General features: G+C 58.6%; 17 protein-coding genes. 6 read left to right on the top strand and 11 right to left on the bottom strand.

Annotation, left to right across the window (positions count from 1 at the left end; all coding sequences use genetic code 11):
• Positions 1-11: 11 nt before the first annotated feature.
• Genes GUC22_RS16620 through GUC22_RS16605 form a run of 4 tightly spaced genes read right to left on the bottom strand, consistent with a single transcriptional unit; the run spans position 12 to position 4,619 of the window.
• Entirely contained in the window at positions 12-887 is an 876-nt protein-coding gene (locus GUC22_RS16620; protein ID WP_024359590.1) for a [formate-C-acetyltransferase]-activating enzyme, read from the bottom strand.
• The gene (locus GUC22_RS16615) at positions 853-3,150 is read right to left on the bottom strand and encodes a formate C-acetyltransferase (protein ID WP_160183646.1); all 2,298 of its coding nucleotides are present in this window, start codon (positions 3,148-3,150) and stop codon (positions 853-855) included. Before GUC22_RS16615 ends, GUC22_RS16620 begins: the two co-directional genes overlap by 35 nt.
• 51 nt (positions 3,151-3,201) lie before the next feature.
• Positions 3,202-3,522 (bottom strand): PTS fructose-like transporter subunit IIB, encoded by a 321-nt coding sequence (locus tag GUC22_RS16610; RefSeq protein WP_004100938.1) that lies wholly within the window; start codon positions 3,520-3,522, stop codon positions 3,202-3,204.
• A gap of 20 nt (positions 3,523-3,542) precedes the next feature.
• Positions 3,543-4,619: a PTS fructose transporter subunit EIIC gene (locus tag GUC22_RS16605; RefSeq protein WP_004131253.1), complete on the bottom strand. Its 1,077-nt coding sequence runs from the start codon at positions 4,617-4,619 to the stop codon at positions 3,543-3,545.
• A gap of 308 nt (positions 4,620-4,927) precedes the next feature.
• On the opposite strand from GUC22_RS16605, the gene ptsP reads away from it, so the two are divergent.
• Positions 4,928-7,429 (top strand): phosphoenolpyruvate--protein phosphotransferase, encoded by a 2,502-nt coding sequence (ptsP, locus tag GUC22_RS16600; protein ID WP_160183645.1) that lies wholly within the window; start codon positions 4,928-4,930, stop codon positions 7,427-7,429.
• A 32-nt stretch (positions 7,430-7,461) separates the two neighbouring features.
• Here the strand turns inward: ptsP and GUC22_RS16595 are convergent, their stop codons facing one another.
• On the bottom strand, positions 7,462-8,580 hold the full coding sequence (locus tag GUC22_RS16595) for a tartrate dehydrogenase (RefSeq protein WP_024359587.1): 1,119 nt from the start codon (positions 8,578-8,580) through the stop codon (positions 7,462-7,464).
• An 82-nt stretch (positions 8,581-8,662) separates the two neighbouring features.
• Between GUC22_RS16595 and GUC22_RS16590 the strand changes: the two genes are divergently transcribed.
• Entirely contained in the window at positions 8,663-9,640 is a 978-nt protein-coding gene (locus GUC22_RS16590) for a LysR substrate-binding domain-containing protein (RefSeq protein ID WP_171820861.1), read from the top strand.
• Here GUC22_RS16590 and GUC22_RS16585 read toward each other — a convergent pair.
• From GUC22_RS16585 to puuD, 4 genes are all read right to left on the bottom strand, one after another.
• Entirely contained in the window at positions 9,637-10,917 is a 1,281-nt protein-coding gene (locus GUC22_RS16585; RefSeq protein ID WP_024359585.1) for an NAD(P)/FAD-dependent oxidoreductase, read from the bottom strand. The two genes, GUC22_RS16590 and GUC22_RS16585, sit on opposite strands and share 4 nt — an antisense overlap.
• A gap of 2 nt (positions 10,918-10,919) precedes the next feature.
• The gene (gene puuC / locus GUC22_RS16580; RefSeq protein ID WP_024359584.1) at positions 10,920-12,407 is read right to left on the bottom strand and encodes an aldehyde dehydrogenase PuuC; all 1,488 of its coding nucleotides are present in this window, start codon (positions 12,405-12,407) and stop codon (positions 10,920-10,922) included.
• A gap of 245 nt (positions 12,408-12,652) precedes the next feature.
• On the bottom strand, positions 12,653-13,210 hold the full coding sequence (puuR, locus tag GUC22_RS16575) for an HTH-type transcriptional regulator PuuR (protein WP_004849766.1): 558 nt from the start codon (positions 13,208-13,210) through the stop codon (positions 12,653-12,655).
• A gap of 25 nt (positions 13,211-13,235) precedes the next feature.
• Positions 13,236-13,988, bottom strand: coding sequence for a gamma-glutamyl-gamma-aminobutyrate hydrolase (gene puuD, locus GUC22_RS16570; protein WP_162685309.1), 753 nt, complete (start codon positions 13,986-13,988; stop codon positions 13,236-13,238).
• A 224-nt stretch (positions 13,989-14,212) separates the two neighbouring features.
• Between puuD and puuA the strand changes: the two genes are divergently transcribed.
• Together puuA and GUC22_RS16560 are read left to right on the top strand one after the other, a co-directional pair.
• On the top strand, positions 14,213-15,631 hold the full coding sequence (puuA, locus tag GUC22_RS16565) for a glutamate-putrescine ligase (RefSeq protein ID WP_004131267.1): 1,419 nt from the start codon (positions 14,213-14,215) through the stop codon (positions 15,629-15,631).
• Positions 15,632-15,980: 349 nt separating this feature from the next.
• Entirely contained in the window at positions 15,981-17,372 is a 1,392-nt protein-coding gene (locus GUC22_RS16560; RefSeq protein WP_004131269.1) for an APC family permease, read from the top strand.
• A gap of 122 nt (positions 17,373-17,494) precedes the next feature.
• On the opposite strand, the gene GUC22_RS16555 is transcribed toward GUC22_RS16560, so the two are convergent.
• Positions 17,495-17,617: a small membrane protein gene (locus GUC22_RS16555; RefSeq protein ID WP_004131271.1), complete on the bottom strand. Its 123-nt coding sequence runs from the start codon at positions 17,615-17,617 to the stop codon at positions 17,495-17,497.
• A 271-nt stretch (positions 17,618-17,888) separates the two neighbouring features.
• Here GUC22_RS16555 and GUC22_RS16550 point away from each other — a divergent pair, with 271 nt between their 5' ends.
• Complete coding sequence (locus GUC22_RS16550; protein ID WP_049131429.1) at positions 17,889-18,113, top strand: hypothetical protein; 225 nt, start codon at positions 17,889-17,891, stop codon at positions 18,111-18,113.
• 139 nt (positions 18,114-18,252) lie between these two features.
• Entirely contained in the window at positions 18,253-19,500 is a 1,248-nt protein-coding gene (gene agp, locus GUC22_RS16545) for a bifunctional glucose-1-phosphatase/inositol phosphatase (protein ID WP_004131275.1), read from the top strand.
• Between the two features lie 147 nt (positions 19,501-19,647).
• Here the strand turns inward: agp and GUC22_RS16540 are convergent, their stop codons facing one another.
• Complete coding sequence (locus tag GUC22_RS16540; protein WP_004131277.1) at positions 19,648-19,875, bottom strand: YccJ family protein; 228 nt, start codon at positions 19,873-19,875, stop codon at positions 19,648-19,650.
• Between the last annotated feature and the right edge of the window lie 11 nt (positions 19,876-19,886).

Genomic DNA, 19,886 nt, shown 5'->3' with positions numbered 1-19,886 from the left:
TCCTCCAGGCGTTATCCGCCGACGGTCACGCTAAAACCGGCCCGTTCGGCCAGCGTCTTGAATGGTTGAATCTCAGATTCCGCGGGCGCTTTAATCATCGACATCGACCATGTTTTTCCCAGTAAGTGATATTTGGGTTCGCCGTACTGATGGAACGGCAGAAGATGAATTTCGGGCAGCTTAAAGGGGGCCAAAAAAGCCAGAATCTGGCGGAAATTCTCTTCGTTAAGCGTGAACCCCGGAATCAGCGGCACCCGGGGGATCACGTGAATATGCGCGTCCACCAGACGGGCGAAGTTATCCAGCACCCGCGGCATATTCATCCGCAGCTGCTCGCGGGCCAGCGCTTCATCCATGATTTTCAGATCGAACAGCACTTCGTCGCACGCCTGCGCCAGCGGAAAAAAACGGCTGAAGGCGCTATCGCCCGCCGTTTCAATCGCCGTTCTCACTCCCCATTCGCGCAGGCGGCGCAGAAAACGCGCGGCAAACTCGGCCTGCATCAGCACCTCGCCGCCCGACAGGGTGACGCCGCCGCCGGAGGCGCGGAAGAAGACCTCATCCTTCAGCACCTCTTTAAGCAGATTATCCAGGGTGACGTCGCGGCCAATCTGCTCCCACGCGCCGGAGGGGCACTCGACCACGTCCTGCTGGCAGCGGGAACAGCGCAGGCACTTGCTCTCACGGCGTACGGTCTGAATTTTCGGCGAGATCGATTCCGGATTGGCGCACCACGGGCAGGTGTGCGGGCAGCCTTTAAAAAACACGACGGTGCGGATCCCCTGACCGTCATTCAAAGAGTAGCGCTGGATGTTAAAAATGCGCGCCTTATCGGCGCGCGTTTCCATCACCTCACAGCTGATGCGCGGTGCGGCGGATAATGTCATCCTGAATCTCCTGCGACAGCTCGACAAAAAAGGCGCTATAGCCGGCGACGCGCACCACCAGACCGGCGAAGTCCTGCGGCCGCTGCTGGGCTTCGCGCAGGGTGTCGGCGTTGACCACGTTGAACTGAATATGCTGTAGCTTCAGCTTGGTGAAGGCCTGCAGAAAGTCGGCCAGCTTGTTGAGGCCGCTGTCGCCGGCAAGGGTCGCCGGGGTGAATTTGACGTTCAGCAGCGTCCCGTTGGAGAGCAGAAAGTTATCCAGCTTGCTGACCGACTTGAGCACCGCGGTCGGCCCCTGCAGGTCCTGGCCGAGCATCGGCGACAGCCCGCCGTCCGCCAGCTGCTCCCCGGCCAGACGTCCGTCCGGCGTCGCGCCAACCACCGACCCCAGCGGCACGTGGGCGGAGACGGTATAGGAGCCCGGCGTGAAATGACCGCCGCGCGGGTTCTGATACCGCTCAACCTCTTTGCAGTAGAAGCGCAGCAGATCGGCGCTGATGTTGTCCACTTCGTCGATATCGTTGCCGTATTTCTCGAAGCGGTTGATCAGGCGCGCGCGGATCTTTTCGCCTTCCGGCGTCTGGAAGTTGGCTTTCAGCACCGCGATCAGCTCGGCGAAGCTCAGGCGTTTTTGCTCAAACACCATCCCTTTGAGCGCGTGCAGCGAGTCGCTGAGGTTGGCGATGCCGATACCCTGCACCCCAGAGAAGTTATAGCGCGCGCCGCCTTCGGTAATATCCTGGCCGTGCTGCACGCAGTCTTCAATAAATGAGGAAAGCAGGGGCACCGGCGCCCAGTCGCGGTGGCCGATATCGCAAATATTGCTGCCTTCGACCATCAGCTTAATGTAATAGCGAATCTTGTCGCGGATTTGATTAATCAACCCATCCCAGGTGATATCAGGATTGCTTTCGTTTTCCAGCATCACGATTTCCATCACCTTCAGCAGGTTAAACATGGCGATATCGTGCAGGCCGTAGGTGCGCCCCGGGATCGACAGCTCAACGCAGCCGACCACCGAGTAATCCCGCGCGTCTTCCAGCGAGACGCCGCGGTTGAGAAACGCCGGGATCACCACTTCATCATTAAAGATTTGCGGAATGCCGGTGCCGAGGCGAATGGTTTCGGCGGTTTTGCGCAGGAACGGACGGTCGATCAGCTCGTTGACCCGCACGCCGAGGTTCGGCTGCGGCAGGCGCACGTTCTGGTAGGCGTCAAGGGATAAAAACGACAGGATATTGACCGCGCTGCGTCCGGTCTCGGTCAGGCCGCCGAGCAGGGCGGTATAGCCGGTCGGGAAGCCCGCGAAGTAGCGCGCGCTGCTGGTGGAGCGCAGCAGGACGATATCGTTGCACTTCACCCACAGCGACTCCAGCAGCTCCTGAAGAAACTGCGGATCCTGGCCGCGATTCAACGACGCCTGATAGTACGGCAGCATGTACTGGTCAAAGCGCCCCAGTGAAATGGAGCTGGCGTTGGATTCATACTGCAAAATGATGTTCATATACCAGAAGAGCTGGCAGGCCTGCCAGAAATCTTCCGGCCGGTGCAATGCGTTATGGCGGGAAATTTCGCCGATGGTTTCCAGCTCTTTGCGCCGCTGCGGGTCAACGCAGCCGGCGGCCATCTCATCGGCCAGCGCCGCATAGCGCAGAATATGGCGCTGGGAGGCTTCCAGCAGGATCAGCACCGCCTGATAAAAACTGTTCTGCGGGTGCTGCTTATTTAACGCCTTAAGCTCCGCCACCAGCGCGGCGAGGCCGTTTTCCAGCAGGCGGGGATAGTCGATAATGATATGCCCCTGGCCTTTATCGGTCTGGTTAACGCTAAAAATCTGCGTGCTGACGGCGGTCTTCACTTCATCGGTCATCTGGCTGTTGATGAAGTCCTTCATTGAGCGATTCTCCCAGTAGGGGAACAGCTCTTCGCGGTAGATGCGCTTATCTTCTTCGCTGATGGTGAAGCGGTCCTGCGGGCGGGTCGGGAACTGGTCCAGCTCCTTAAGCAGCCAGTAGGGGTCCATCTCCGGCGACATAATCCCGGCGCGCGGCTTGATCGTGCGGTTACCGGCAATCAGTTCATCATCACGAATCGAAATCTGCACATGGTCGAGAACCCATGCGGTCGCTTTCGCCCGGCGGATCATCACCGGCTCGCCCTCGGTCTGTTTATGGCTGGCGGTGTAGAGCAGGGCCCGCTCGAGGGAGATTTCGCGCGGGTTGGCGAATAGACGGTCTTTTAAGCGTTGAGTGCGATTAGTCATGACAAACTCCATGTTATTTTGCGGGGCGCAGGTCGCGCCCCGTGCTTTCGGTCAGGCATTCTGTGAAAGGTGGCTGTCGATTTTGTTCATAATAGCTTCGGCGCGCTTCACGGCATCGCTGATGTTGACGCGCACGATGGTTTTACCGGCAAAACGCTCTTCGAACTTGATGCCGATATCTTTAGTCAGAATCACCATATCTGCGCTGGCGACGTCTTCCGCCGTCAGTTCATTCTCAATACCGATGGAGCCCTGAGTCTCGACTTTGACCTGCCAGCCTTTGGCTTTAGCGGCGCTCTCCAGCGACTCGGCGGCCATATAGGTGTGGGCGACGCCAGATGGGCAAGCGGTAACGGCGATAATTTTGGTCATACAATATTCCTTCCACTGTTTCAGTTAATTTCGAAATCAAGATCCATCTCGTCATCGGCTTTGGCGTCTGACGTTTTCTTTTTCGCCAGGGCTTTGAGCAGGATGACGCAGGCGGCGCTGACGATGGCGCCCACCGCGAGGCCGGCAATAAATCCGCCTTTACCTTCAACCACCGGCAGCACGATCAGCCCGCCCCAACCGGCGTAGCACTGGGCGCCGAGCAACGCGGCGGTGACGCAACCGGCGGCTGCGCCAATCATGTTGGCCGGGATAACGCGCAGCGGGTCGGCGGCGGCGAAGGGAATCGCCCCTTCGGTGACGCCAACGCACCCCATCACCAGCGCGGCTTTACCGGTTTCTCGCTCTTCCGCGGAGAAGTATTTGCGCCCAATCAGCGTTGCCAGGCCCATGCCCAGCGGCGGCACGGCGATGCCGACGGCGGCGATAGCGACCACGCTGTAAACGCCCTGCGAGACGCAAATCAGCATAAAGGCGTAGGCGACTTTATTCACCGGGCCGCCCATATCGAAGGCCAGCATCAGGCCCATAATGATGGCGAGAATCACGATGCTGCCTTCGCGCATGCCCTGCAGCCAGCCGGTCAGACTGGCGGTCAGCGCGCCAATCGGCTCGCCGAGACCCCACATCATGATCCCGGCGGTTATAAAGGTGCCGATAATCGGGATAACGAAGATGGGCATCACCGAGCGCAGCACTTTGTGCACCGGGATCTTCTTCAGGTAGTAGACCACCAGCCCGCCGATGATCCCGGCAATCAGCGCGCCGAAGAAGCCGGCGCCGAAGCTGTTGCCGACCCAGGCGCCGATGGCGCAGGGAGCCAGCGCCGCGCGGTCGGAGATGGAGTAGCCGATATAGGCTGCCAGAAACGGCACCATCAGCGTCAGCCCGGCCACGCCGATATCAAACAGTTTTTTCAGGTTAGGGTCGGTGGCGGCATCGGGCACCGCGCCCTTGCCGTACAACATGACGGAGACTGCCAGCAAGATCCCACCGGACACGACAAACGGGATCATATGTGACACCCCGGTCATGAGGTGCTGGCGTGTATTTTTTAATATTTGCACCAGTTCATTCATTGTTTTTCTCCTGAGCGCTGCGTGGCCCGTGACTGAGTTGATGTCTCAACCTTAGAAAAAGGGCGGCGCATAAAATAGTAGAGAAAAAGTGCATTTACTGGATATTTGTAAGACGAGAAGAAAATTGCGATCCACCTCAAATCTTAGTTCTGGCGGGTTTTTGACGCCGTTAATAGGGCGATTTGTGACCACGAGCATAAAAAAGAGTGTGGCATACAATTATCCAGTAATTACCACTTTTATCACGTAGTGGCGGGCGGCTTCTTTCTTTACCTTTTGGCTAATACGTATTATTCAGGAGGAAGGCGATGGCTCTGGTAATTGAATTCATATGTGATTTGCCCAACGGCGTACATGCGCGCCCGGCAAGCCTGGTCGAAACGCTGTGCAATACTTTTTCGTCTTCGGTCGAATGGTTAAATATCCGCACGGAAGGGCGCGGGAACGCGAAAAGCGCGCTGGCGATTATCGGCACCAATACCTTGAAGGGGGACCGCTGTGAGCTGATCGTCAGCGGAGAGGACGAAGAACAGGCGTTCGCCGCGCTATCGGCGTTTATCCGCGACGAATTTCCGCACTGCGATGCGCCGCTGCCGACGGCGGAGCAGATGGATGTTCAGCCGGTTCCTGAATCCCTCTCGCGCCTCAATCCCACGCTGTTTCACGCCTTACCGGTCTGCGCCGGCAGCGCGGGCGGCAGGCTCACCCATCTTAAGTCCCTCGATCTGCGCGATTTAGGCGCGCTACCGGCGGCGGGCGCCATCGAACAGGAGCAGGCGGCGCTGGATAAAGGGCTGACTCTGCTGGTGAAAAACATTGAGTTTCGCCTGCTGGATAACGACGGCACCGCCAGCGCGATCCTTGAAGCGCATCGCTCCCTGGCGACCGACGCTTCGCTGCGCCAGCACCTGCTGGACGGGCTGCTGAGCGGCCTGAGCTGCGCCGAAGCAGTCGTGGCTAGCGGCGAACATTTTTGCGCCCAGTTCAGCGCATCCGGCAACAGCTATTTGCAGGAGCGCGTGCTGGACGTTCGCGACGTCTGCTTCCAGCTGCTGCAGCATATCTACGGCGAAGCGCGCTTCCCGGCGCTGGGTAAGCTGACGGAAGAGGCCATCTGCCTCGCCGATGAACTCACTCCCAGCCAGTTTCTTGAGCTGGATAAAACCCTGCTTAAAGGCCTGCTGCTGCGCAGCGGCGGCACCACTTCACATACGGTGATCCTCGCGCGTTCGTTCAATATTCCCACTCTGGTAGGTGTCGATATGGAAGCGCTGCTGCCGTGGGTCGATCGGCGAGTGCAGATTGACGGTAACGCCGGGCTGGTGGTGGTCAATCCCGATGAAGCGGTGGCGCGCTACTATCAGCAGGAGGCCTGGGTGCAGGTGCAGATCCGTCGCCAGCAGCAGACCTGGCTGGATAAAGAGGGGCGTACGGAAGACGGGATTCGTCTGGAAGTGGCGGCCAATATCGCCCATTCGGTAGAGGCGACGGCGGCCGTCAACAACGGCGCGCAGTCGGTAGGCCTGTTCCGCACCGAAATGCTCTATATGGACAGGCCCAGTGCGCCCTCGGAAAACGAGCTCTACAACATATTTTGCCAGGCGCTGGAGCCGGCCAACGGGCGCAGCATTATCATCCGCACTATGGATATCGGCGGCGACAAGCCGGTGGCCTACCTCAACATTCCGGCGGAGAACAACCCGTTTCTCGGCTACCGGGCGGTGCGTATTTACGCAGAGTATCAGGCGCTGTTCCGCACCCAGCTGCGGGCGATTTTGCGCGCCTCGGCGCACGGCGCGCTGAAAATCATGATCCCGATGATTTCCTCGATGGAGGAGATTCTGTGGGTGAAGGAGCAGCTGGCGGATGCCAAACAGTCGCTGCGCAGCGAACATATTCCGTTTGATGAGAAGATCCCGCTGGGCATTATGCTCGAAGTGCCGTCGGTGATGTTTATCATCGATCAGTGCTGCGAAGAGATTGATTTCTTTAGTATCGGCAGTAACGACCTGACCCAGTATCTGCTGGCGGTCGATCGCGATAACGCCAAGGTGACGCGCCACTACAACAGCCTTAACCCGGCCTTTTTGCGTGCGCTGGATTATGCGGTTCAGGCGGTGCATCGCCAGGGGAAATGGATCGGCCTGTGCGGCGAGCTGGGGGCCAAAGGCTCGGTGCTGCCGCTGCTGGTAGGGCTGGGGCTCGATGAGCTAAGCATGAGCGCGCCGTCGATCCCGGCGACCAAAGCGCGTCTGGCGCAGCTCGATAGCCGCGCCTGCCGTCAGCTGCTGAATCAGGCGATGCAGTGCCGTACTTCGCTGGAGGTCGAGCACCTGCTGGCCCAGTTCCGCATGACCCAGCAGGACGCGCCGCTGATTACCCCTCAGTGCATTACGCTGAACAGCGACTGGCGCAGTAAAGAGGAGGTGATTAAGGGTATGACCGACAATCTGCTGCTGGCCGGGCGCTGCCGCTACCCGCGTAAGCTGGAAGCCGATCTGTGGGCCCGCGAAGCGGTGTTCTCCACCGGGCTGGGCTTTAGCTTCGCCATTCCGCACAGTAAATCGGAGCATATCGAGCAGTCGACCATCAGCGTCGCCCGCCTGGCGCAGCCGGTAGCGTGGGGCGACGACGAGGCGCAGTTTGTGATTATGCTGACGCTGAACAAACATTCGGCGGGCGATCAGCATATGCGTATTTTCTCGCGGCTGGCGCGGCGCATTATGCATGCGGAGTTCCGGCAATCGCTGGTGACGGCGCAGAGCAGCGAGGCGATCGCGGCGCTGCTGCAGCGCGAGCTGGAGCTGTAGTTATCTCCCCGGTGGCGCTGCGCTTACCGGGGCTACGGGTTTCCAGCCGTCTGCCGGGCGACCTGGTGTCCGGCAATCGCCTGACAAATCGCTTCGCCCACCTGCTGGGTGGAGGCGGTGCCTTGCATATCCGGCGTCTTCGGTCCGCTGGCGATGGTTTGCTCAATCGCCGCCAGAATGCCGTCATGGGCGGCCTGATAGCGCGCGTCGCCGTTGCCGAGGTAGTCGAGCATCATCGCGCCGGCCCAGATGGTGGCAATCGGGTTGGCGATATTTTTGCCGTAGATATCCGGCGCGGAACCGTGCACCGCTTCAAACAGCGACGGGAAGGTGCGATCCGGGTTGAGATTCGCCGACGGAGCAATGCCGATAGTGCCGGTACAGGCAGGACCGAGGTCGGAGAGAATATCGCCGAACAGGTTGGAGCCGACCACCACGTCAAAACGCTCCGGCTGTAGCACGAAGCGGGCGCACAGAATATCAATATGCTGTTTATCCCATTTCACCTCCGGGTATTCCTGCGCCATCGCTTCGACGCGCTGGTCCCAGAAGGGCATGCTGATGGCCAGACCGTTGGATTTGGTCGCCGACGTTAGCGTTCTGCGCGGGCGGCTTTGCGCTAATTCAAAAGCGTAGCGCAGAATGCGGTCAACGCCGCGGCGGGTAAATACCGACTCCTGAATCACCACTTCATGTTCGGTCCCCGGATTCACATGCCCGCCGAGGGCGGAGTATTCCCCTTCGGTATTCTCGCGCACCACGTAAAAATCGATATCGCCGGGCTGCTTACCCGCCAGCGGGCAGGGGACGCCGGGAAACAGGCGCACCGGACGCAGGTTGACGTACTGGTCAAATTCGCGGCGGAACTTCAGCAGCGAGCCCCACAGGGAGATGTGATCCGGCACGATATCCGGCCAGCCGACCGCGCCGAAGTAGATCGCATCGAACGTTTGCAGCTGTGCGCGCCAGTCGTCGGGCATCATGGCGCCGTGTTGCGCGTAATAGTCGCAGCTGGCCCACTCAAAGTGCTCGAAGCTTAACGCCAGCCCCCAGCGTTCGGCGGCGGCCTGCAGCACGCGGACGCCTTCCGGCAGCACTTCTTTACCGATGCCATCGCCGGGGATGGCGGCAATACGTAAGGTTTTATTCATCATTGTTCTCAGTTTCAGGTAAGGGAAATTGACTTCATCTCTATCCTATAATTGACTGATTCATAATTAATCCCGCCAACTGGTGAAACATAAAACACGAATCATGAATAATCTGCCGCTGCTGAACGATTTGCGCGTCTTTATGCTGGTTGCCCGCCGCGCCGGTTTTGCCGCCGCCGCTGAAGAGCTGGGGGTCTCTCCGGCTTTCGTCAGCAAGCGCGTGTCGCTGCTGGAGCAAACGCTCAACGTCCAGCTGCTGCACCGCACCACCCGACGCGTCGCTATCACCGAAGAGGGGGAGCGCATCTACGAATGGGGGCTGCGCATCCTGCAGGACGTTGATCAGATGATGGATGAGCTCTCCGATGCGCGGCAGGTGCCGCAGGGGACGCTGCGGATTATCAGCAGCTTTGGCTTTGGCCGGCGGGTAGTCGCGCCGGCGCTCTCCGAGCTGGCCCGTAGCTACCCGCAGCTGGAGATCCGTTTCGACGTCGCCGACCGGCTGGTGGATTTAGCCAATGAAGGCGTCGATCTGGATATTCGCGTCGGCGACGACATCGCTCCTAACCTGATTGCCCGCCAGCTTGCTACCAACCATCGAATTCTCTGTGCTTCGCCGGAATTTATCGCCCGTCACCCGGTGCCAAAGCAGCTTAGCGACCTTGCCGCCTTACCCTGCCTGGTGATCAAAGAGCGCGACCGGCCCTTTGGCGTCTGGCAGCTGCGCGATAAAGAGGGCGAGCACGCCATCAAGGTGACCGGGCCGCTGTCGTCAAACCACGGCGAAATCGTCCATCAGTGGTGCCTCGAGGGGCAGGGGATCGCGCTGCGCTCGTGGTGGGACGTCAGGGAAAATATCGCCAGCGGCAACCTGGTGCATCTGCTGCCGGAGTATTACCAGCCTGCCAATATTTGGGCGGTATACGTCTCGCGGCTGGCGACCTCGGCCAAAATTCGCACCACCGTGGAGTTTTTACGCCGCTACTTCCGCCAGCGCTTTCCGCAGCAGGACGACGAGGCAACATTGCCGACGGCAGGCGCCGTCGGCCGGGGGGATTAAACGCCGAGCCTGTCGCGCAGGCTGTAGTAGGCCGCGCCCATGGCGGTAAATGGAATGCGCAGGCTGCGCCCGCCGGGGAACGGATAGTGCGGTAGCTTCGCAAAGGCGTCGAAACGTTCGGCGTCGCCGCGCAGCAGCTCCGAAATCAGCCGTCCGGCGAGGTGGGTACAGGTGACGCCGTGGCCGCTGTAGCCTTGCATATAATAGATATTGTTATCGAGGCGGCCAAACTGCGGCATCCTTGAGAGGGTCAGCAGGAAGTTGCCGGTCCAGCGATAGTCGATTTTCACCCCCTGCAGCTGCGGGAAGGTTTTCAGCAGCTTCGGCATAATCAGCCGCTCAACGTCGTCCGGATCGCGCGCGCCGTACACCACGCCGCCGCCGTACAGCAGGCGGTTATCGGCGGTCAGACGGTAGTAATCCAGCAGGTAGTTACAATCCTCCACGCAGTAGTTTTTCGGGATCAGCGAGCGCGCCAGATCCTCAGCCAGCGGCGCGGTGGCGACCACCTGGGTGCCGCACGGCATGCTGCGTTTCGCCAGCTCCGGCTCGAGCTTATCGCCGAGATAGGCGTTACCGGCGACGATCACGTAGCGGGCGGTAACCTGCCCGCGTTCGGTGGTCACCACCGCCGGGCTGCTGTGCTGAATGCGGGTGACCGGTGATTGTTCGTAAACCCGACCGCCGTTCAGCCGAATGGCGTCCGCCTCGCCAATCGCCAGGTTCAGCGGATGAATATGGCCGCCGCTGTGGTCCAGCAGGGCGCCGGCGTAGCGGTCGCTGTCCACTTCGCGGCGAATGGCGCTGGCATCCAGCAGCTCCAGCTGGGTATTGCCGTAGCGCTCCCAGTTCGCCTTCTGCTCTTCCAGCGTCTCCAGCTGTTTATGGTTCAGCGCGACAAATAGCCCGCCGGGGCGATAGTCGCACTGGATTTGATAGCGCTGGATGCGCTCGCGAATAATGTCGCCGCCTTCAAACATCATGCTGCCGAGCATTTTTGCCGCGTCCGGACCGTAGGTTTTTTCGATAACGTCGATATCGCGGCTATAGGAGTTAACCAGCTGGCCGCCGTTACGCCCGCTGGCGCCGAAGCCGATGCGCGCGCCTTCCAGCAGCACCACATCGTAGCCCATTTCGGCCAGATGCAGCGCCGATGAGAGGCCGGTATAGCCGCCGCCGACGACGCAGACGTCGCAGCTGATTGATTCGTCCAGCGTCGGGAACGGCTCATAGCGGTTGGCGCTGGCGGCGTAATAGCTGGTGGTATGTTCGCTCATGATTAAGACTCCAGGGCAATCCAGATAGTTTTCAGTTCAGTGAATTTTTCCAGCGCGTGCAGGGACTTATCGCGTCCGTTGCCGCTCTGCTTGTAGCCGCCGAAGGGCACGGTCATATCGCCATCGTTGTAGTTGTTCACGAAGACGGAGCCGGCTTTCAGACGGCGGCTGACGCGGTGAGCGCGGGAGAGATCGCGGGTCCAGACTGCCGCGCCGAGGCCGTAGCGGCTATCGTTGGCCAGCGCCAGCGCCTGCTCCTCGTTTTTAAAGCGGGTCACCACCAGCACCGGGCCGAAGATCTCCTCCTGGCTGAGCGGGGAGGCGGGGTCGACGTCGACGAAGATGGTCGGGCCGACCGCCGCGGGCCACGGATTTTTGCGCCCGTCCAGCAGCAGCGTGCTGTGCGCTTCGCCGGCGCGAATAAAGCTGTGGACGCTATCGGCATGGGTGTTGTCGATCAGCATGCCCATAGTGGTATTCGGGTCGAGTGGATTGCCCGGCTGCCAGCCCTTTGCCTGCTCTTTCAGGAGATCGAGAAAGCGGTCGGCGATGCTCTCTTCCAGCAGCAGGCGGGTACCGGCGATACAGACCTGGCCCTGGTTGTAAAAAATACCGCCGGCGGTCGCGTTGACTGCTTTTTGTAGATCCGGGCAGTCGGCAAAGACGATATTGGCGCTTTTGCCGCCCGCCTCCAGCCAGACGCGTTTCATATTACTGTCGCCCGCGTCCTTCAGTAGTTGTTTAGCGGTGCGGGTGGAGCCGGTAAAGGTAATCACTTCGACGTCCGGATGCAGCGCCAGCGCCTGACCGGCTTCATGGCCGAAACCGCTCACCACGTTAAATACGCCGTCCGGCAGTCCGGCCTGTTTTGCTAAGCCCGCCAGACGTAGGGCGGTAAGCGGGGATTTTTCCGACGGCTTGAGCACCACGCTGTTGCCGGACGCCAGCGCCGGGCCAAGCTTCCAGCAGGCCAGCAGCAGCGGGAAATTCCACGGCACCACCGCCGCAATCACGCCAATCGGTTCGCGGACGATCATGGCCAGTTCGTTGCCGCCGGTGGGGGCGACTTCGCCGTAGACTTTATCGATAGCTTCGGCATACCAGCGGATCGCACGGGCGGCGCCGGGGATATCGTCGCGCAGGCTGTGGCGAATCGGCTTGCCGGTGTCGAGGGTTTCCAGCAGCGCCAGCTCTTCGCGATGGGCGTCCATCAGGTCGGCGAATTTTGTCAGCACCGCTTTGCGCTGGGCAGGAGACGCCTGCGACCAGTCGCCGCGATCGAAAACGCCGCGGGCGGCCTGGACCGCGCGATCGACGTCGGCCTTTTTGCCGCGCGCGACCTCGGCAAGGGTCTGCTGCGCTGCCGGGTCGATGGTGGCAAACACGCTATTATCGGCGGCGGCGCTGTATTCGCCGTTAATAAATAAGCGTGTCTCAATCGTCAGTTCGCGTGCTTTTTGTTGCCAGTAAGCCAGGTTGTGAAAATCCATCATGACTCCTTAATAACGTAATCGGGAAAAGATAAAAATTGGCTATTTCTGACCCTCAGGGCGCAGGGCGTCCCCGGGGTTGATTACCGTGTAAATTGCCCGTTAACGGGCGTGAATTATCCGGGGCCAGCGGAATACCTTTTTCCGCATTGCGCAAGGTGAACTAGCGTTTTCTTCGCGCCGCCGGAATGAATCTCCGGCGGCGCAGGCCTGAAGAAAGCCTGAGAAAACCTCAGGCTGAAAAATCAGAATGTGGTGGGAGTATGGGCGCTAATGATTCGGCAGATACCCGCCGAGGTGTTGCTGAAGCTATGCGGTATGCCGGTGTTAATGGCATAGCTTTGCCCAGCCACCAGGTGATACGCCTGACCGTTAATGGTCAGCACGACTTCACCCTCCAGTATGGTGCCTATCTCCTCACCCTGATGCTTGATCCTCTCCCCGGTTGTGGTTCCAGGCTGGTACGTTTCAAAAATCATCGCCAGCGTGCGGTTCGGATTGCCATTATGAACCAGCTTCATCGACACCCCCTGACTGCCGATTTCAATCAGATCGTCCTGATTGATAACCACCTGGGGTTCAGCCGGTTTTTCTGGTTCAGAAAAGAATTCCGAGAGCGACAGCCCGTAGACTTTCAGCAGCTTTTGCAGCGTACTGATGGCAGGACTGACTTTGTCCTGTTCTATGGTGCTGATGGCACTATGTGTTAACCCAGACAGTTCGGCGGCACGACGCTGTGAGAGACCCAGCTGTTGGCGGATCTCTGACAGACGTTTCCCTGGCGCCAGTCCGTCATCGCTCATATTTGCATTTCCTTAACGGTAGTGGTCAGAGTCGCTGTTTTTCGGCGACATAGTTCTGACAGGCGGTGATAAAACCCTCAAACAACATTCGCGACAGGGCGTATTCGCTACTGTTCCATTCAGGATGCCACTGCACGCCGAGGGCGAAAGGATGGTCGTTAACGCTGACCGCTTCCGCCAGCCCGTCCGGAGAACGCGCCTCCACGCGCAGCCGTGGACCCGTGGTTTTCGCTCCCTGTCCATGTAACGAGTTTACCCAAAACGTGTTGCAGCCCGGTATTAACTGAGAAAGTAATCCTCCTTCCTGAACCTGAACTTCATGCGAGGGCGCATATTGCTGCTCGACGGGAAGTTCGGGGTCCTCGCGGTGTTCAAGAAGCTCAGGCTGCTCGAACAGACGACGATACAGAGTCCCGCCGGTGGCGACAACCAGTTCCTGTAGTCCACGGCAGATGGCGAAAATGGGGATGCGCCTTTCGAGCGCGGCGTCGATCAGCGCCATGCTCAGAAGATCACGCCCGGGATCGGCGTCAGGCTCATCGCCGTTTTCACCATAGAGGTGCGGCTGTACGTTGCTCGGGCTGCCGGGCAGATAAATGCCATCCAGTTTTGGCAGTAGCGCGGAAAGCAGTTCCGGCTCCGCCAGCGCGTGCGGCAGGGCAATCGGCACGCCGCCGGCGTTAACAATCGCGTTCAGATACTTCTCTTGCAGAGTCTGGGTCTGGTGACCCTTAAGCCTGTTTCGACACATCACCACGCCAATAACTGGCTTGTACATTATATTTTCCATGATCGCCCTCACAAAGTGGACTAAATTATGACCGGATTAGCGGGTAAAACGGCCATTTCGTTCAATATTTTCTCAATCTAGCAGTGGATATAGCCCTTTGCAAACTTAATTTAACATTTGACAAACAATTTGTTTGCATACACATTCGAAGAGTGGACATTATATTTAACAGTGCCATTCAGGGTCCGAAACTAAAACAACGGCGGTGAATCATGGAAACCAATATCGTAGAAGTTGAGAATTTTGTTCAGCAGTCGGAAGAGAGACGGGTCAGCGCATTCACCTGGGAAGTGAAGCGCTACCTCGAGCGTTACCCCAATACGCAATACGTAGATGTACTGTTAACCGACCTGAACGGCTGCTTCCGCGGTAAGCGGATCCCGGTGTCCGGCCTGAGCAAACTGGAGAAGGGCTGCTATTTCCCGGCTTCGGTGTTCGCGATGGACATTCTCGGCAACGTGGTGGAAGAGGCGGGACTCGGCCAGGAGATGGGCGAACCGGATCGCACCTGCGTACCGGTGCTGGGAACCTTAACGCCGTCAGCGGCGGACCCGGAATACATCGGTCAGGTTCTGCTGACCATGGTTGATGAAGATGGCGCTCCCTTTGACGTTGAGCCGCGGAACGTTCTGAACCGGCTCTGGCAGCAGCTGCGCCAGCGCGGGCTGTTCCCCGTGGTAGCGGTAGAGCTGGAGTTCTATTTACTTGACCGCAAGCGCGACGCGGAAGGCTACCTGCAGCCGCCGTGCGCGCCGGGAACCGGCGATCGCAATACCCAGAGTCAGGTTTACTCCGTCGACAACCTCAACCACTTTGCCGACGTGCTGAACGAAATCGATGAGATCGCCCAGCTCCAGCTGATCCCGGCGGACGGCGCGGTGGCGGAAGCCTCTCCCGGTCAGTTTGAAATCAACCTCCACCATACCGATAACGTGCTCGACGCCTGCGATGACGCGCTGGCGTTAAAACGTCTCGTGCGTTTGATGGCAGAGAAGCATAAGATGCACGCCACTTTTATGGCCAAACCCTATGAAGAGCACGCCGGTAGCGGGATGCATATCCATATCAGCATGCAGAACAACAAAGGCGAGAACGTGCTGGCGGACGCGGACGGCGAAGATTCCGCGATGTTAAAACGCGCGCTCGCCGGGATGATTGACCTGATGCCGGCGTCGATGGCGCTGCTGGCGCCGAACGTCAACTCGTATCGTCGTTTCCAGCCGGGAATGTACGTGCCGACCCAGGCGTCGTGGGGGCACAACAACCGGACGGTGGCGCTGCGCATTCCCTGCGGCGATCGGCACAACCACCGCGTCGAGTATCGCGTGGCCGGGGCGGACGCCAACCCGTACCTGGTGATGGCGGCGATTTTCGCCGGCATCCTCCACGGTCTGGATAATCCGCTGCCGCTACAGGAAGAGGTGGAAGGCAACGGCCTTGAGCAGGAGGGGCTGCCGTTCCCGATTCGCCAGAGCGATGCGCTGTGGGAGTTTATGCAAAACGATCACCTGCGCGAGCGGCTTGGCGAACGTTTCTGCCACGTTTATCACGCCTGTAAAAACGACGAATTACTGCAGTTTGAGCGGCTGATCACGGAAACCGAAATCGAGTGGATGTTGAAAAACGCCTGATTGCCGCCCCGCAGGGGGCAGCTTAGCGTTATCACGAGTAGCATCATACGGCCTGAGCGGAGCCTGGTCGGACGTTTTTGCTGGGAGCCCAGCCATTCCCGGATGCCGCGTTAAGGAGCGCAGGCGGCAACGGGGCTTCAGTTAACGACACAGTGTGTAACGAGGTAGGAAATGATGCAGATGTTTAAATATCCGCAGGGAGAAGGGGGCCGTCATGGCCGCATGGAGTGCGCCGCCACCGCTCGTCGGTTCTTTTTACCTTTTGATTTGCCATTAACCCCGTTGCGAAGCAGGTTGGTTTCCCGGTCTCCACGACCGCAAACCCGGATGTGCAGCGGGGGAAATGGCCATGGCTATTAACACCTCTCTCGATAACGCCTCTGAAGCGGGCAAACCGCGGCTGCGCAAGTCTCTCAAGCTGTGGCAGGTGGTGATGATGGGCCTCGCCTATCTGACCCCGATGACGGTTTTTGATACTTTCGGCATCGTTTCCGGCATCAGCAACGGCCACGTTCCGGCCTCCTATCTGCTGGCGCTGGCCGGCGTGCTGTTTACCGCCATTAGCTACGGTAAGCTGGTACGCCAGTTTCCACAGGCGGGATCGGCGTATACCTACGCGCAGAAGTCGATCAGCCCGCACGTCGGGTTTATGGTGGGCTGGTCTTCGCTGCTGGATTATCTGTTCCTGCCGATGATCAACGTTCTGCTGGCCAAGATTTATCTTTCCGCGCTGTTTCCGGACGTGCCGCCCTGGGTATGGGTGGTGACGTTTGTGGCCATTCTGACCGCGGCGAACCTGAAAAGCGTCAATCTGGTGGCGAACTTCAATACCCTGTTCGTGCTGGTGCAGATCTCAATCATGGTGGTCTTTATCGTGCTGGTGGTGCAGGGGCTGCATAAAGGGGAGGGCGTCGGTACCGTCTGGTCGCTCCAGCCGTTTATTAGCCAGAACGCGCACCTGATCCCGATTATTACCGGGGCGACGATAGTCTGCTTTTCGTTCCTCGGCTTTGATGCGGTGACGACCCTCTCCGAAGAGACGCCGGACGCCGCGCGGGTGATCCCGAAAGCTATCTTCCTGACCGCGGTCTACGGCGGGGTGATTTTTATTGCCGCCTCGTTCTTTATGCAGCTCTTTTTCCCCGACATTAGCCGTTTTAAAGACCCGGATGCGGCGCTGCCGGAGATCGCCCTCTACGTCGGCGGCAAGCTGTTCCAGTCGATTTTCCTGTGCACCACCTTTGTGAATACCCTGGCGTCAGGCCTGGCCTCACACGCCAGCGTTTCGCGCCTGCTGTACGTCATGGGCCGCGATAACGTTTTCCCGGAGCGCATTTTCGGCTATGTCCATCCAAAATGGCGGACTCCGGCGCTGAACGTGATCATGGTGGGCATCGTCGCGCTGTCGGCGCTGTTCTTCGACCTGGTCACCGCCACGGCGTTGATTAACTTTGGCGCGCTGGTGGCGTTCACCTTCGTTAACCTGTCGGTGTTTAATCACTTCTGGCGGCGGAAGGGCTTTAACAAAACCTGGAAAGATCGCTTTCACTATCTGCTGCTGCCGATGGTCGGCGCGCTGACGGTGGGCGTTCTGTGGATTAACCTGGAGGCGACCTCGCTGACGCTCGGTCTGATATGGGCGGGCCTGGGTTTGCTGTATCTGACTTATCTGACCCGCCGCTTCCGTAAGCCGCCGCCGCAGTTTGACGGGGCTAAAGCGGAACAGGCCTGGGAATCGTAACGATTTTTTAGTTCAGACATAAAGGCAGGCCGGCGAGCCTGCCTTCTTTTTGTCATTCTCGTTTGAAATCAGGCGGTCGGGGAGAAATAGCAGGGGCAGAAGGTAAGAATAGTGAGGATGAATTATTTCTTTTTCTTATGAGTTGGCAGCTGTGCGGAGCGCCGATCCTTGACATAGGAGACCAGGCTGTAGATGGCTACTCCCAGCAAAACCACCGCGACGATAAAGAGCAGGATACCTGACATAGATTAACCTAATGTTATGTTTAACATGAAGAAAAAATACCGTGATATCGGGATAATAGCATCGGGATATTTCTTAAAGATGACCCGATGAATCAGACGAGAATAGACTGCCAGCAATGCACTGAAATTATTATTTACATGAATAAATGTGAAGAGTAAAGCGCGATGATGGTGAAAAAATGAACGAGTAACACTCGTTTAAGCGAATTTACAGACGAGAGCGCGACGGGCTGCTACCCTTGGCCCGCTAAATAAGGGGTGAGAGTCACAAATGTTTAATAAGCAAATCATCGCTGTTGTTGGGCCGCTGCTGGTTCTGACGTCGTTCAATAGCCTGGCCGAGCCCGGGAATCCGTCAATTCGCGAACGTATTGTCGATCAGGTTTTAAAACCCTGCGAAGGTAAAAAAGCCGGCGATAAAGTGCTGATCGTCGACCATCGCGGCGGCAAGCATGAAGCTATCTGCACCCTCGCGGCGGTGCCGCTGCCGGAGTAACGCCATCCCTCTGATTTCACTCTTCCTGCGTCACGGCGGAAAGCGTATTTCTTTCCGCACTTTGCGAGCCATTGCCCGGAAAAATGTCATAAATTTGTCACAATTAAGGCGATGATAATCACTGACTGAGGGTTAAGGGATGAGAAAAAGTCTACTCGCCGCCGCCGTGGCCGGCGTTGTCTTACTGTCCGCTGGCGTCCAGGCGCAGGAACAGGCCGCACCGGAAGGGTATCAGCTTCAGCAGGTGCTGATCATGAGCCGCCATAACCTGCGCGCGCCGCTGGCGAACAACGGCAGCGTGCTGGAGCAATCCACGCCGAAGTCCTGGCCGGAGTGGGATGTTCCCGGCGGCCAGCTGACGACCAAGGGCGGGGTGCTGGAAGTCTATATGGGGCACTATATGCGTGAATGGCTGGCGCAGCAGGGGCTGGTGACCAGCGGCGAATGCCCGCCGGAGAACGCGGTCTACGCCTATGCCAATAGCCTGCAGCGCACCGTCGCGACCGCGCAGTTCTTTATTACCGGCGCGTTTCCCGGCTGCGGGGTGACTGTGCACCATCAGGAAAAAATGGGCACCATGGACCCAACGTTTAATCCGGTGATCGTCGACGATTCTGCCGCCTTCAGCGAAAAGGCGGTACAGGCGATGGAGAAAGAGCGGCAGGGGATGCAGCTGGGCGAAAGCTATAAGCTGCTGGAGGCGATAACCGACTACCGCAATTCTCCGTCCTGTAAAGAGAAGCAGCAGTGCTCGCTGAGCGAAGGGAAGGATACCTTTAGCGCCAAATATCAGCAGGAGCCGGGCGTTTCCGGGCCGCTTAAGGTCGGTAACTCGCTGGTTGACGCCTTTACGCTGCAGTATTACGAGGGGTTCCCGAAAGACCAGGTCGCCTGGGGCGAAATCAAAACCGATAAGCAGTGGCAGGTGCTGTCGAAGTTGAAAAACGGCTATCAGGATAGCCTGTTTACTTCCCCTGAAGTGGCGCGCAACGTGGCTAAGCCGCTGGTGAAATATATTGACAACGCGCTGGTGGGCGATGCAGCGAAGGCGGCGAAAGTGACGCTGCTGGTGGGACACGACTCCAACATCGCTTCGCTGCTGACGGCGCTGGATTTTAAACCCTATCAGCTGCATAACCAATATGAGCGCACGCCTATCGGCGGCAAGCTGGTGTTCCAGCGCTGGCATGATAACGGCGGCAATCGTGATTTGATGAAGATTGAGTACGTCTATCAAAGCACCGAGCAGCTGCGCAATGCCGATGCGTTAACCCTGCAGTCGCCGCCGCAGCGGGTGACGCTGGCGCTGAACGGCTGTCCGGTCGATGATAACGGCTTCTGCCCGATGGACACCTTCAAAAAAGTGATGGCCGAGGCGACAAAATAACAGAGCATAAAAAACCCGGAGCAATCCGGGTTTTCGGTTATGGCGGGCGCAGGCGCTCCGCTGATGTAGCCCGGGCAAGTCGCTCTGCGCCGCCCCCGGGAAGCTCATGCAAGAACTCCCGGAGGCGGTATTGCGTACCTGTCCGGGCTACACGTTTTTGCGTTCGATAGTTTGTTCGCCCCAGAACAGGGAGTCTTTATCCGTTTTGGCGAAGGCGAGGGGCAGAACTTCATCGCTGCCTTCCTCCCAGATTTTCTCCGCCAGCTTTTCATCGTAATGGGCTAATTCAAAAATCGCCTCGGCAATTTCAGGAGACGTATTGCGCAGACTTGCCCATTCACCGACGCGGTGGGCCTTTGCTTCTTGATTCGGCATGCTTTCCTCCT

Source organism: Klebsiella sp. MPUS7, from assembly GCF_009905335.1.
In the GTDB taxonomy this organism is placed as follows: Bacteria; Pseudomonadota; Gammaproteobacteria; order Enterobacterales; family Enterobacteriaceae; genus Klebsiella; species Klebsiella grimontii.
The sequence above is the reverse complement of the archived record's forward strand: the minus strand, read 5'-3'. Positions and strand labels throughout refer to the sequence as shown.

What these genes read in the sequence shown, in the direction of transcription:
- GUC22_RS16620 (WP_024359590.1), bottom strand. Translation starts at nt 887, where the DNA reads ATGACATTATCCGCCGCACCGCGCATCAGCTGTGAGGTGATGGAAACG.
- GUC22_RS16615 (WP_160183646.1), bottom strand. Translation starts at nt 3,150, where the DNA reads ATGACTAATCGCACTCAACGCTTAAAAGACCGTCTATTCGCCAACCCG.
- GUC22_RS16610 (WP_004100938.1), bottom strand. Translation starts at nt 3,522, where the DNA reads ATGACCAAAATTATCGCCGTTACCGCTTGCCCATCTGGCGTCGCCCAC.
- GUC22_RS16605 (WP_004131253.1), bottom strand. Translation starts at nt 4,619, where the DNA reads ATGAATGAACTGGTGCAAATATTAAAAAATACACGCCAGCACCTCATG.
- ptsP (WP_160183645.1), top strand. Translation starts at nt 4,928, where the DNA reads ATGGCTCTGGTAATTGAATTCATATGTGATTTGCCCAACGGCGTACAT.
- GUC22_RS16595 (WP_024359587.1), bottom strand. Translation starts at nt 8,580, where the DNA reads ATGAATAAAACCTTACGTATTGCCGCCATCCCCGGCGATGGCATCGGT.
- GUC22_RS16585 (WP_024359585.1), bottom strand. Translation starts at nt 10,917, where the DNA reads ATGAGCGAACATACCACCAGCTATTACGCCGCCAGCGCCAACCGCTAT.
- puuC (WP_024359584.1), bottom strand. Translation starts at nt 12,407, where the DNA reads ATGGATTTTCACAACCTGGCTTACTGGCAACAAAAAGCACGCGAACTG.
- puuR (WP_004849766.1), bottom strand. Translation starts at nt 13,210, where the DNA reads ATGAGCGATGACGGACTGGCGCCAGGGAAACGTCTGTCAGAGATCCGC.
- puuD (WP_162685309.1), bottom strand. Translation starts at nt 13,988, where the DNA reads ATGTACAAGCCAGTTATTGGCGTGGTGATGTGTCGAAACAGGCTTAAG.
- puuA (WP_004131267.1), top strand. Translation starts at nt 14,213, where the DNA reads ATGGAAACCAATATCGTAGAAGTTGAGAATTTTGTTCAGCAGTCGGAA.
- GUC22_RS16560 (WP_004131269.1), top strand. Translation starts at nt 15,981, where the DNA reads ATGGCTATTAACACCTCTCTCGATAACGCCTCTGAAGCGGGCAAACCG.
- GUC22_RS16555 (WP_004131271.1), bottom strand. Translation starts at nt 17,617, where the DNA reads ATGTCAGGTATCCTGCTCTTTATCGTCGCGGTGGTTTTGCTGGGAGTA.
- GUC22_RS16550 (WP_049131429.1), top strand. Translation starts at nt 17,889, where the DNA reads ATGTTTAATAAGCAAATCATCGCTGTTGTTGGGCCGCTGCTGGTTCTG.
- agp (WP_004131275.1), top strand. Translation starts at nt 18,253, where the DNA reads ATGAGAAAAAGTCTACTCGCCGCCGCCGTGGCCGGCGTTGTCTTACTG.
- GUC22_RS16540 (WP_004131277.1), bottom strand. Translation starts at nt 19,875, where the DNA reads ATGCCGAATCAAGAAGCAAAGGCCCACCGCGTCGGTGAATGGGCAAGT.